This window comes from Lewinella sp. (assembly GCF_050633125.1).
GTDB lineage: Bacteria > Bacteroidota > Bacteroidia > Chitinophagales > Saprospiraceae > Lewinella.
Genome location: NZ_JBOEFX010000080.1, coordinates 25938 through 40219, shown reverse-complemented (window position 1 = coordinate 40219; position 14282 = coordinate 25938). Strand labels below are relative to the sequence as shown.

The window sequence follows — 14282 nt, the reverse complement described above, 5'->3', positions numbered from 1 at the left end:
GGTGTTTTTTTGTAAACTATCGTCAATGAATCGCATACTTATTATCTGCAGCCTTTGGGGCTTTCTGTCATTTGCTCTACAAGCTCAGGACAAGCTTTATACGCTCGAACACATTGTGGAGGTTAGGATTAATTTTTCTGAACCTAACTGGCACGAATTACTGGACTCGCTCAAAGAACGAGGACAAGACGAACGACTTATTGCCGATGTTAACGTTGACGGAAAAGCATATCCTAATTCAGGGATTAGGTACAAAGGCAATAGCTCCTACTTTAATGTTCGAAATGCCGGTGGCCGTAAGCTACCTTTCAATATCAAGGTAAACTTTCAAGAAAAGGATGCCCGACTACCCGGAGGTTACGAAACGCTGAAGCTTTCCAACGTTTTCCGCGACCCCAGCTTTATTCGGGAAGTATTGTCTTATGATATTGCCCGTAAGTATGTACCTGCTCCGCGTGCTAACTACTCTCGCGTATATGTCAACGACGACTACATGGGACTGTATAACCTCTCGGAATCGGTAGACGAAGATTTCTTGAAACAATACTATGGGAGCAAAAAAGGGGTTTTCTTCAAATGTGACCCCAGTTGGGACCAAAGTGCGCCCGGTAATTGCAAAAAAGGAAACAATGCGAGTCTCGAATTTCTCGGCAAAGACTCTGTCTGTTATTTCCCTTACTATGAGATAAAATCAAAGAATGGTTGGGGAGAACTCATGGAGTTGATTAATGTTATCAACAACAATCCCGAAGCGTTGGAGCAACAGATGAACATCAACGAAGCACTCTGGATGCTGGCTTATAACAATGTGATGGTCAATCTTGATAGCTATATCGGTCGTCTTTGCCACAATTATTACCTCTATCAGGATGAATATAATACCTGGCATCCTGTTTTATGGGACATGAACTTGTGCTTCGGTGGTTTTCGTTATACAGGTATGGGAGCACCGCTGAGTAATGAAGCTATGCAGGATATGAGTTTGTTTTTACATTACAAAGAAAACAACACCCAACGCCCTTTTGTCCTTAAACTGCTAGGCGTTAGTCATTACCGAAAGATGTACCTGGCTCATGTAAAGACCATTGTAGAAGAAAACTTCAGCAACGGCTGGTACAAAGAGCGGGCAAATGAAATACGAGCACTCATTAGTGAAGACGTCAATAAAGACCCCAATCGTCTCTATTCCATGGAGCTCTACGAAAAGAACCTCAATGAGACCGTTCGGGTAGATAATTCCAGCATTATTGGTATTACAGAATTGATGGACAAAAGGGCAGAAAACATTCTGGCACATCCTTTGATGCAAAAGGCACCTCCAGTCGTCAGTGAAGTTCAACACCAAGTTGTTGGTGAAGAAGCTATTATCACCGCTTCTGTAACGGAGGCTGATGAAGTTTGGATCTATTTCAGACAAGAAGCTTTTGCCCCTTGGCAACGCCAGCCTATGGCTGCTAATGAAAACAACGAATGGGCCGCACAGATTGAGCTTACAGAAGAAGTACAATATTATGTAGTGGCGGAGAACAAGTACATTGCTGCACTTTCTCCCGCCAGAGCCGCACGGGAATTTTATGAAATTGTAGTAAAGTAAGCAACAGTGGCAATCCTTCACACCGATAGTTACCCCGGCCCGCCTTGGTATCAAATCAACGGGCACTGGCAAACTATTCTACCCGCTTTACGTGGCCCCAAAGTAGGCTTTCGCCGGGAACGGCTAGAGCTCGACGATGGTGATTTCCTCGATCTTGACTGGTTACAAAACAAGGGCAATCGTTCCCTAGTCATTCTTACCCACGGGCTGGAAGGGAACAGCCGACGCCCTTATATGCGCTCGGCAGCCCGGTTCTTCCACGCACGCGGCTGGGATGCGCTAGCTTGGAATTGCCGTTCATGCAGTGGTGAGATGAATCGTTTATTTCGTTTTTACCATCACGGAGAGATTGAAGATATACACAGGGTAACAACTTACGCTTTACAGCAAAAAGACTACCAGGAAGTTGTACTCATAGGCTATAGCATGGGCGGAGCAATGACTACCAAATACCTTTCTGTACATAGCCCGGATTTGCCAGATGTCATCCGTGGTGGCATTGCCTTCTCCTCCCCTTTTGATCTCGAAGCGAGTGTGGATGCCCTTGAGCTGCCAGGGAATGAGCTGTATAAAACGCGATTCATGAAGCAGCTGGGAGAAAAATTCCGTATCAAAGACCAACGCTTCCCAGGGAAGCTGGACATGGAAAAGTTGGACAAAATTGAAACCTGGAAACAATTCGACGAATGGTTCACGGCACCAATACTGGGCGTTGATTCCGCTCAGGAGTTTTATGACCTTGCATCTGCGAAAAATTTCGTCAGTACACTATCGCGGCCTGTTTTAGCTGTTTCGGCCCTTAATGACCCGATCATTACCGAGGCCTGCTTGCCGCTGGAGGAAGCCAAAGACCACCCTTTTCTTACGTTGGAACTCACGCCTGATGGCGGGCATGTTGGATTTAGCTTACGCAAAAACAAGCACAGCTGGATGGAAGAACGTGCCTGGCAAGAGATTTTGAAGTGGCGGGAGAATTAAATGAGGCTTGCCTTCTTTTTTACTAGACACTGAGGCACGAAAATACACAAGCATCTAGTGCGCTGCTAGCTGGTCAGAAGACCAGCCAGATATGACATCTTAGTTCGGAAACTAAGATGCGCCTTTATTGTTTTTCTAAGCCGTAAATTAATCAATCGGAAGAACAGATTCCTCTTTCACTTCAGTCATCACGAAGGAGCTCTGAACCCGGCCAATATTTGCTAGTGAGGCTAGCTTTTTGGTGATAAAAAACTGGTAGTCAGCCATATCTTTTACGTACACTTTCAGTAGGTAGTCAAACATTCCGGCCAAGTGGTAGCAAGCGACTACTTCAGGTATTTTTCGCACATCCGCCTCAAATTGATCCAAGTAAGCTTTGTGGTGTTGCTCTAAAGTGACAGAGCAAAATGCGGTGAGCATGAACCCCAGCTTAGTTCGATCCAGCAAGGCCTTATATCCCCTGATGAAACCATCCTTTTCCAGTCGTTTAATTCTTTCAAAAACAGGGGTATTGGTCATTTGCAGCTCGTGAGCAATTTCCTTTATTTTCCGTTTCCCGTCGGCTTGCAAGAGTTGCAGGATACGGCGGTCTATTGCATCTAATTTTGCTTCCATGGTGGTTATTTTTGGCGGCACATTATACCCCTTACTAAATGGCTGAGGATTATTTTTCTACACCAAGCCTTTCCATCAACCAAAATTAGATTAAAAAACTAAATTATTATCATTTAATAGAATTAACTCCTTCCTTATCACCAGACACTAGACTATTTATCTAAACACCGGTAATTTTGCACCATCAGCAACCAGGCAGTTGAATATCTCTACTGCTTCAAAACAGCCCACCATGAAAAAGCACCACGATCACAAATGTGCACCGGAAAGTTTGATGATGTCTCACGGCTACGAGCCGGAATGGTCGGAAGGGGCCATTAAGTCACCTATTTTCCAAACCTCTACTTTTGTTTTTAAAACAGCGGAAGAAGGAAAGGCTTTTTTTGAAGTTGCTTATGGGCTTAGGCACAAAGAACAAGAAGAAAAACTGGGCTTGATTTATAGCCGGATCAACAACCCCAATCTTGAAATTCTGGAAACCCGTCTTTGTTTATGGGATCAGGCGGAAGATTGTGCCGTTTTTGAGAGTGGCATGTCTGCGATCAGTACTGTTTTATTGGAGTATCTGAAGCCGGGTGATGCACTCCTTTATAGTAACCCTGTTTATGGTGGTACGGATCATTTCATCCATCATTTGTTGCCACAATTAGGTGTCACAGCCATTGCTTTCAACGAGGAAGATCATTATCAGGATATAGTGGACCGTGTTGAAGCCACAGGAAAAGGAGATCGTCTAAAACTCGTCTATGTAGAAACGCCGGCCAACCCTACCAATGCACTGATCGACATTGCTATGTGTCGCAAAGTTGCCGACCACTTCGCAAGCGAAGACCAGCCTATACACTTAGCCGTAGACAACACCTATATGGGGCCACTTTGGTCGCACCCTCTTCAGCTAGGTGCTGATCTGGTCATTTACTCTGCCACCAAATACATTGGCGGGCACAGCGATTTGATTGCCGGTGCAGTATTAGGTAATACTGAAACCATCAAAAGGATCAAAGTTCTGCGAACTTTCCTAGGCAATATGTCGAGCCCCAATACCTGTTGGCTATTGCTACGCAGCCTGGAGACCCTAAAGGTTCGGATGGAACGCCAGCAGCAAAATGCCCAGGAGATTGCGACTTTCCTACAGGAACACCCTATGGTAGAGAAGGTCTATTATTTAGGTCTTTTGCCCGAAGGCAGTGAAGCTTATGAGCTTTACCGGAAGCAGTATACCTCACCAGGAGCCATGATTTCTTTCTCTATTAAAGGTGCAGAAGCTGAAGCATTCCACTTTCTCAATGAACTACGCTTGTTCCAGTTGGCGGTAAGCCTGGGCAGTACAGAATCACTGGCACAACACCCGGCGAGTATGACCCATATTGGGGTTGATCCTGCTACCCGTCAGCGGCTGGGGATTACGGACAAACTGGTACGCTTATCAATAGGCGTAGAAAATGTCAACGATTTATGTTGGGATTTGGGACAGGCGCTAGATAGTGTAGCCACTAAAATGGTCGAAAAGAAAGCAGAAAGGACACAATTTGCTTCAAATTAGGTAGCATACAAAGCAAAGTCATTCGGATATATTGCTAGACAAAGATGAAGGCTTTCATAGTGCTGGGGAAAGTGGTAATTTCTTGAAATTATCTAAGCTAATCAATGCATCCATGAAATTTACCCTTTCCCTAATCGCATTGCTTTTTACTTCAGTGACATTTGCCCAGACTAATTCAGAAGAAATAGCGGTAAAGAGCGCTTGCCTGAACTACCTGGAAGGGTTTTATGAAGGAGATACCGTCAAACTACAAACGGTGCTCGTGTCATCGCTTTATAAATCCGGTTACTGGAAAAATAAAGACGGCCATTATGAAAGCGAGGGTCTGATGAGTTATGACGAGGCCATCGCTTACGCGAGAAACGTATTGGAGAACGAAAAATTTGTGCGTCCGGGAGCCCCCAAGGCAGTCGATGTGCTCGATGTTTCTGACCATATTGCTACGGCGAAGGTTACAGCGTGGTGGGGGATCGACTACATTTTACTAGCCAAACACGGCGGTCATTGGATGATCGAGCAGGTGCTTTGGCAAGGCCCTTTAGCCGTTCCTGCGGAAGCAAAGGTCTTTGCTCCCGACCTCATTTGTACCGCAGCCAATGAATACGGAATCACGTTCATCAATGCAAGTTGGATCGCTTTTACTCGATCTAGTAATGGTAACAAGAAAATAATGTTTTCCAAGCGGGTGGACGGTAAATTTAGTACCCCAACCATTGCTCCTTTTTCCCAGGAATGGAACAACGAATACGTATCCTTCAATCAACATTCACAACGGCTCTACTTTTCCTCTACCCGGCCTACAACTCAAGGTGGCCCCGAAAAGTTGAAGAACGATATTTGGTACGCCGAATGGAGTGGAGAAACATGGTCAGAACCTGTGCATTTAGGAGGAAACTTCAGCACTGATGGTATCGACAGTGGCGCAACCGAACACGACGGAACGATCTATTTCCATGCTGACAGAGAGGGCACTGGCTTGAATGCCGTAGATATGTATAGCCTTGAACACCCTGAAGACCAACCAGAGAAACTCAGCATCAGTACCGATCAAGTGGATGGTGAACCGTTCTTGTTCGCGGATGGCACAAAAATGTTGTTCATGAGCGCTGGGCACAATGCCGTAGGCAATTCAGATATTTTCTTTTCCGAAAAGGTAAACAACCAATGGTCGCCACCGATTTCTATTGACAAGGAGGGCTTAATCAACACTGCTGCATGGGAATATTCGCCCTCTCTTTCGCCCGATGGGAAAGTGTTGTTTTTTACGCGACTGACCAATGGCCAGGCTGATATCTATTGGATAAAAACGGAAATGCTGGCGGAAGGGGTTCGGGGTAAAATTCAGTAAATAAGGGGTTCTATGGTGAGGTCGTTTCGTTACTCTTTTCCACCAATATTCGACCTCTATTTTGATTCTTCTTAACCAGTCCTTCGGTTGGAATTGATATTCGCCCCCATCCGAGGTCAAAACACGTCAATGTACCCCAATCGTATGATCGCACTAGTACGATTGGCGGAAAAATCATTGCGCCCCTGGAAGCCCCGATTACATTTAGCATCAACTAATGGAGTTCCTTCAACTTCTGAGAAGCCGCCGCGTAGCCAATTTCGAAAACCTCATCAATACGATTGATACTGAAAGTACCTACCTTATTGAGTTGATGGGGAGCGATCAGGATATCGCAATGCTCAAACTTGCTTTCAGAAAGAGCAGCCATGCCAATCTTGAACGCGCGCTCTAGTACGGCCATTGAGTTGGTCAGTTCACCGGGTTGAACAACGGGAAGTGGGCTAACGTAAGAGCCTATAATCTTGTCACACAGCGGTAAGAGTGGTTCTACCGGAAAATTATTAGTGATGGCCCCATCAGCGTAATAGATGCCAGAGATGCGTACGGGAGAAAGCACCATCGGGAAAGCTGCCGATGCCAGTACCTTGCGCACTAAGGAGCCCTCTTTAAAAATCACATTCTTTCCCTTCTCAATATCCGTAGTGGAAACAAAGAGGGTCTTGGTCAAACTCTCAAAACTATCCCCGGGCAGATAAGAAGCGAAGAGGCTTTCAAACTTGTCGGTATCCAAAATGCCTGGCTTACGGTAGGTATAGTTCTGCCAGGAAAACATGGAGGTGGATTTAAAAAAATGAAGAATCTCCTGCCAGGAATGTCCGGCAGCATAAAAGGCACCTACAATTGCTCCAGCACTGGCTCCGGCAATGATTTCGGGATAAATACCGTGCTCTTCTAAAGCTTTGATCACCCCCAAGTGAGCAATCCCTCTTACGCCACCGCCGGAGAGAACAATACCATAACTTGGTGTTTCCATTTTCATCTATTTACTTTTCTACCAACACAATGCGAAACTACTTATTCCTTATCAGAATAAACTCACCCTATGAACAAAATATCAAAACAAGACTTATAAAAAAACAAATCAAAGCTCTGAATATCAATTCATTAACAAAAAAATATTAAAATTAAAAACTTATTTAATTAATAAAATGTCCGTGAATACCGGGTGCTCACCAGCTAATTTTGCATAGAACAAAGGTTCATCAGTGAACAGCTGATCCAATTACTTAATCGGAACCACACAGGTGTTCAACACCTAAAACCCAGTTCCATATTCAGTTTTTAAAACCTCGTACTATGCGTAAACTACACCTTTTATTTATTGCGTTTTTGCTTCCCTTGTGGATGATGGCGCAAATCACTGTCACCAGTGTCGCCGACAGCGGGCCGGGAACGCTACGGCAAGCAGTGATCGACATTCCTGTCGGCGGCACGATTGACTTCAATGTTGGTGGCCCTATTTTACTCACCTCCGGTCAGATTAACCTCAGTAAAGACATGACCTTGGATGCTTCAGGAGCCGGTTTAACCATCGATGCCAGTGGCAACGGTAGTAATCGGATATTTGGCGTTTATTCCAATGCTGTGGTCAATCTGATAAATCTTGAGATGACCAATGCTAATGTTCCCGGTGCTTTTGGTGGAGCTATTGAAGTTTCGGTAGCTACGCTTAATGCTTCCAACTGTACTTTTCGTAATAACACTGGTGCTAATGTTGGTGGTGCAGTGTCCGTTGGTTTTGGTACCGGTAATTTCGTAAACTGTAACTTCATCGATAACACTTCTACTGGTCAGGGTGGTGCGCTGGATTTGAACACCAACAGTACCAATACCGTTACGAATTGTTTGTTTTACAACAACCAATCAAATACTAACGGTGGTGCTATTGCTATTGTATTTAGTGCCGTAGCTACTATCATTAACAATACGATTAGTGATAACAGTGCTGCAGGTAGTGGCGGTGGCGTTTTTCAAGCTGGGAGCGGTGGGGATGTTACCCTGTATAATAATATCATTGCCAACAATACGGGTAGTAGCCCGGATTTTGCTCAGACTGGACCATCTTTTACCGCCAATAATAATCTGATTGGCGATGCTAGTGGTTCGAACATTACCATCGGTACTAACGGCAACATCACTGGTGACCCTGTCTTTTTCAGCCCTGCTGGTGGCAACTACCGCCTGCAAGATCAATCCCCTGCCGTTAATGCTGGTGACGCCAGTCTGCTCCCTAGCGACATCCTCGATGTAGATGGCGATGGCGCCGGAGAAACCCTGGATGTAGACCTTGATCTGACCGAGCGTGTAAAAGTATGTTCAGTGGATATGGGTTGCTTTGAGCACGCCCTCGGATCCCTTTACGTCACTAATACAGAAGATAGTGGCCCTGGCTCGCTGCGAGCAGCAATTGATTGCGCTAATACCCAACCATTCATCGACGATATCTTTTTTGATATTGATGGAAGCGGTTCGCATACCATTACGATGGCAGCAAACTTTCCTCAAATCACGGACGAAGGGATCATCTTGTATGGTACGTCTCAGCCTGGATATGCAGGTACACCGCTTATTACCATTGATATGGATGGCAATGAAGGTGTGGTTGTATTTGGTGATGGTGTAGGTATCCTTGGTTTGAAAGTAATTAATGCCGTAGGTGCTGGAATCAGCATGACAGCCAATTCAAACTTTAATATTTTTGAATGCATTGTTACAGAATGTGGTTTCACTCAAATTTTCCTGGCGGGTACCGGATTCAGCACTATTTCGGAATGCTTGTTGAATATTGATGAAAATGGCGTTGCTAGCACTATCGATGCGGAAGCACTTTGGCTACAAGATTCCAGGGATATCAATGTTTTTAACAATACCATGGGAGGACTTAATACAACCAGCGATATCGTCACGATGCTGGACGCCACTACCTCCTTCAATATCTTCACAGACAACTTCATCGGCACCAATGCTGCGGGTGACGATTACGGTGGAAATATTGGATTTTATGTCCAGGACGCTTCCTCCAATCAATTCATAAGAAATACGGTAAGCTTTAACCAAACTGGCATTTTTAACCGTTCGGGAGCACAGAATAACTATTATTCCGAAACAAATTTTTATTGTAACGAAAATGTTGCCATCAACATGGAAAGCGGCGGCAACGGTGGTATCCAACCTCCGGTTATTACGAGCGCTACCCCTGATGTCGTAAGTGGTACTGCGGCCCCTAATGCAGAGGTACAATTTTACTTTCAAGACAATGATGCGTGTCCTGGAAACACCACCTGTCAAGGTTTCTATATTGGGCAATTAACGGCGGATGCATCTGGTAACTTCTCTGGCCCAGCCACACTTACCGAAGGACAAGTCATTACAGCCACCCAGTACGATCCTAACACACTTAACACTTCTGCGCTAGCTGGTTGTGCAATCGTAGCGCCAGACCCCTGCGATCCGGATTTGGATGATCCTACCATCACGCTACTCGTCACGGATGTGATTATCGAATGTTCTGAAGGTGTACCTCCTATTCTGGTAAACGGTGTAGATATTATTGCCTTTGATGAATGTGATGGTGATATCAGTGCAAACATCCAGTACGTTGGCAGTGATTTTGATACGCAAGACTGTTCTGACGGTACGATCCAAATCATCACCGACACCTACCGCATTACCGATGCTAACGGTAACTTTGACGAAGTAACCTGGACACAAACGCGTATTGATACAGAGCCCCCTGTGTGGGATGATCTTTCGCTGGAATTGAGCTTAACCGCTGAATGTGGCGATGACATTGATGCACTGTTGGCAGCCAACTTGCCTACTGCAACCGATGGTTGTGATCTTACAACCGTAGATATTGTTTTCGATGGTGCGCTAGCTACTCCTTTGTGTGGCTTAACCTCAGAAACAACGTACTTCTATCAAGCCGTAGATCAGTGTGGTAACGCCAACCCCGATTTCTTCTCCATTACGGTAACGGAGACTGACAATACCTTACCTGTCTTTACGACTGGCCCGCCACAGAATATTACCGTTGATACCGATGCTGGCACCTGTGAGGCTGCTGTGATTGGGCTTTCTACTACCGCTACTGACGGTTGTGGCGCTGTCACCATTACCAATGACTCCCCATTCGCCAGCAGCTCTGACGAAGACGCTAGTGGCTTGTACCCTCCTGGGGATTACGTGATCACCTTCACGGCTACGGATGATTGTGGCAACGAAGAGTTTTACGTCGTCAACCTGACGGTACTCCAACCTGCTCCCCCTATGTTTGTCGGTGCTCCTACCGGCACCGTCACGGTAGAATGTGGTGACCCTATTCCTTCTTTTGAATTTGGTACTGACATTTTAGTCCTTGACGGAAATGGTTTTGACATCAGTGACGACGTCATTGGAGATATTGTGATAGTGATTGGTGACTGTGCCTTTGGCGAACCGCTAGAAACATTAGAGTATAATTTCTTCGTTCAAGATGCCTGTGGACAAAGTGCTTCGCTCAGTTTTGACATAGAGGTCGTAGATACACAAGCCCCAGAATGGGATACTCCGGCGTTAAACCTCGTCATCGACGCTGAATGTGGCGATGATGTAGACGCTATCCTGGCAGCCAACCTGCCTACAGCAACTGATGCCTGTGGAACTTCAACTGTCACCTTGGTATTGGCCACGAGTGGAATCACTTGTGGTGGTGGCAACGCCTCTTCTGGCAACTACACTTATGAGGCCGTTGACAATTGTGGCAATGCTAATCCTGACCTGTTTACCATTACCGTCAACCTCAACGATACGCAAGCGCCTCTACTTTCAGGCGTACCTGATGACATCACCATTGGGTGTGATGATGCCTACCCAGATGAAGCGACGCTTTTTGCTAACCTCGCTGCGTTTGACGCCTGTGATGGCGACTTGAGTGGGCAGATAACCATCCTTCCTCCGGGTTTGATTGTGGGTTGTGTGCCTAGCGATACTGTTATGTACAACTATCAGTTTAGTGTGCAAGATGCTTGTGGAAATATAACTAGCACAGATTTCACGATCAACGTTCTTAACGATATCACAGTAGATTTAGGCCCTCCTCAGAGTGTATGCGGCACAGCCATTACCCTGGATGCAGGTAACCCTGGTCTCAGCTACGAATGGTCGACGCTGGAAACAACCCAGACCATTGAAGTAACTACTGCGGGTACTTATTCTGTAACCGTAAGCGGCGGCAACGGTTGTTGCGCTATTGGCGAAATCATCGTCACCGGCGGTACTGCCCCTGATGCTATAGCTACTGGCGGAACGCTGAGCTGCGCAACCGGTAATGTACAGCTAATGGGTAGCTCTACTACCCCTGGCGTAAGCTATAGTTGGACAGGCCCCAATAGCTTTATGTCGGGTGATCAGAACCCATTCGTAACCATGCCTGGCACTTACACCCTGACAGTAACGTCTCCGGATGGCTGTACTACTACGGCGGATGCTACGGTCGATCAAGATGCAGACGTTCCCAACCTAACGGCAATGGGTACTACGATTGACTGTGGCCCTGGGCCATTCTTTGTAACTGCGAATTCGACGACCCCAGGCACAACCTATCTATGGACGGATCCTAATGGTTTTACCACCACCGATCAAAATCCACAAGTATTTGCCCTTGGAGGAACCTATACCGTCGTGGCTACCGCACCTAACGGCTGTACAGCAACGGCAATGGTCGAGGCAATTCTGGATACGGCACCACCAACCATAACTGCTACTGGCGGCGCACTGGATTGCGCAAGCAACAATGTACAATTGATGGCTAGTGGTGACCCTCCTGGTGGCACTTACAGCTGGACGGGACCGAACACCTTCATGTCTAGCGAACAGAACCCTATTGTAAGTATGGCTGGCGATTATATCGTAACCTATACAGGCACCAATGGGTGTACCGCAATGGCTACAGCTACCGTAACGGGCAATACCGACGCTCCTGATGCAATGGCTATCGGTGGCACTTTAAACTGTCTAACAGGAAGTGTGCAATTAATGGGTAGCTCAACGACTCCTGGCGTCACCTACGCCTGGACGGGACCGAATATGTTTATGTCTTCTACTCAGAACCCAACGGTAAATGCAGCGGGTACTTATACCCTTACTGTAACCGGTATAAACGGTTGTACCGCTACCGCGGACGCAGAAGTGATGGACAACCCAGGCTCTGCGCCAATAGCAGCGTTTACTTCCGCAACAAATGAACTGGAAGCTACCTTTACTGACAACTCTACGGGTTCGCCTTTCGCTTGGTCGTGGGACTTTGGTGACGGCATGGCATCTACCGACCAAAACCCAGTACACGATTACATTACGCCTGGAATCTATACCGTTTGCCTAACAGTAACCAATGATTGTGGCGACAACACCGTTTGTGAATCCGTGACGGTAGACGTAAGTACCACAGGAGCAGTGACCTTCAACATAGGTACCGTTACCGGGCAACCTGGACAGATCGTAGAAATTCCAGTTAGTGTGGAGAACTTTACGGACATCGTTTCTTTCCAGAAATCGATCCACGTAGCAGACCCCTCGATTGCACGCTTGGTGGGAGTAAACAACTTCAACCTTTCGGAATTAGACAACTCAGACTTCAACCTCGCCAGTGACGAGACCATCACTTCGGTATGGTTTAGCGCCAATGGGGTAAGTGTTGCTGACGGGGAAGTAATTTATACCATCCGAGTAGAATTGCTTTCTACCGTAGATGAATGTACCGCCGTATTTATGGATGACAGCCCTACCTTTGTGGAAGTAGGAGCCATCAATGGAGGTATTGTTGGTGCCGTGCCTTACGTACTGAACGCTGGCGAAGCATGTATCCTGGCCAAAGTCGACATCCTTGGTAAAGTTTACCGGGAAACCGGTGCTCCACTGGACGAAGTAATTGTAGATTGTACCGGTCAACCATCCACTATGACGGATGCCGCTGGTGACTACGAGTTCCTCGATCTTACTGCGGGGCAGCCTTACACGGTAACGCCTATGCGTAATACCAACCATGTGGATGGTGTAACTGCCTTGGATTTGGCTTTGATTCAACGCCACATCCTCAATGTACAGATGCTGGATTCTCCTTACAAAATCATTGCTGCCGACGTAGACGTTTCTGGTCTGGTAAGTGGTATTGACCTGGTGAAAATCCAACAACTGATATTGAATATCACGACGGAATTCCCAGACTTCAACTCTTGGCGTTTTGTAGATCAGGAATATACGTTCCTCAATCCAGCTAACCCGTTACAGGAAGCCTTCCCTGAGGAGATTGACTTTGTGAGCCTCGACCGTGACACCATGGGCAACGATTTCATTGCCATGAAATTGGGTGATGTAAACAATACGGCGATGGGGCTACAAGCACCCAACGGTGGCATCCTCAACCTAGTGATTACGGAAACAACCGACGTGAATGGTGACGTGCTCATCAGCTTCCGTTCAGCGGAACATACGACGATCTCTGCTTACCAATTTGACATCTGGTTTGACCAGTACCAAATGCAGTTGGCAGAAGTTATTCCGGGTTCATTACCTGGCTTGAATGAGACGTTCTTTGGTCGTAATCACCTCGATGAGGGCTTGATCACTACCCTATGGTATGACCCTACCGCGCAAATAGACGGCTGGGAATTGGAGGCCGACGAAGTACTCTTCACCCTGAAGTTTGCGGCATCGAATATCAGCACCAGCATGGAAGAACGTATTCAGACGAATGTAGCGACAATGCGATCTGCCGGTTACACGAATACGGGAGAAGCCCTGGACATTCATACTGATTACCGCTCGGAGGTAACTTCGACCAGCAATCCTGTTGAGAAAAACGTATCGGTAGAGGCCCTTAAGCCGAATCCATTCGTAGCAGAAGCAACTTTGACTTTCTTCCTACCAGAAGCAGCTGATGTTGAAATTCAGTTGATGGACATCAGCGGTAAGCAGATCGTTCGTCAGGCAGCATACTACCCTGCCGGGCAGCAGACCGTACAACTAGATGGTCGTGATTTGCCAGCAGCAGGCATGTACTACCTGGTATTCAAGGCTGGAGCGTTCACCACTACGCAGAAGGTGGTTTTACAAAAGTAAAATTGGATTTTTTGGAGATTCCCGCCGGCGCTTGTTCCGGCGGGATATCTCTTTTTCATATGAAAAGCCATCTCTGTTGTGGCTCAACAGGAAGGTTTTTCGCC

The 14282-nt window shown here is 46.5% G+C and carries 7 protein-coding genes; 5 read left to right on the top strand and 2 right to left on the bottom strand.

All coding sequences use genetic code 11. From position 1 onward, the window contains the following. Nucleotides 1-25: 25 nt before the first annotated feature. Complete coding sequence (locus ACRBG0_RS17625; RefSeq protein ID WP_431488179.1) at nt 26-1594, top strand: CotH kinase family protein; 1569 nt, start codon at nt 26-28, stop codon at nt 1592-1594. Between the two features lie 6 nt (nt 1595-1600). Beyond that, the gene (locus tag ACRBG0_RS17620; RefSeq protein ID WP_431488178.1) at nt 1601-2572 is read left to right on the top strand and encodes a YheT family hydrolase; all 972 of its coding nucleotides are present in this window, start codon (nt 1601-1603) and stop codon (nt 2570-2572) included. 147 nt (nt 2573-2719) lie between these two features. On the opposite strand, the gene ACRBG0_RS17615 is transcribed toward ACRBG0_RS17620, so the two are convergent. Continuing rightward, nucleotides 2720-3187, bottom strand: coding sequence for an Lrp/AsnC family transcriptional regulator (locus ACRBG0_RS17615; protein ID WP_431488177.1), 468 nt, complete (start codon nt 3185-3187; stop codon nt 2720-2722). 232 nt (nt 3188-3419) lie between these two features. Between ACRBG0_RS17615 and ACRBG0_RS17610 the strand changes: the two genes are divergently transcribed. Continuing rightward, on the top strand, nt 3420-4730 hold the full coding sequence (locus ACRBG0_RS17610) for a cystathionine gamma-synthase family protein (protein ID WP_431488176.1): 1311 nt from the start codon (nt 3420-3422) through the stop codon (nt 4728-4730). A gap of 112 nt (nt 4731-4842) precedes the next feature. Then, a complete protein-coding gene (locus ACRBG0_RS17605) occupies nt 4843-6078 on the top strand; it encodes a nuclear transport factor 2 family protein (protein ID WP_431488175.1) in 1236 nt (411 codons plus the stop codon). Nucleotides 6079-6292: 214 nt separating this feature from the next. Here the strand turns inward: ACRBG0_RS17605 and ACRBG0_RS17600 are convergent, their stop codons facing one another. Next, entirely contained in the window at nt 6293-7054 is a 762-nt protein-coding gene (locus ACRBG0_RS17600; protein WP_431488174.1) for a patatin-like phospholipase family protein, read from the bottom strand. A 323-nt stretch (nt 7055-7377) separates the two neighbouring features. Between ACRBG0_RS17600 and ACRBG0_RS17595 the strand changes: the two genes are divergently transcribed. Continuing rightward, entirely contained in the window at nt 7378-14178 is a 6801-nt protein-coding gene (locus ACRBG0_RS17595) for a PKD domain-containing protein (RefSeq protein WP_431488173.1), read from the top strand. Nucleotides 14179-14282 lie beyond the last annotated feature (104 nt).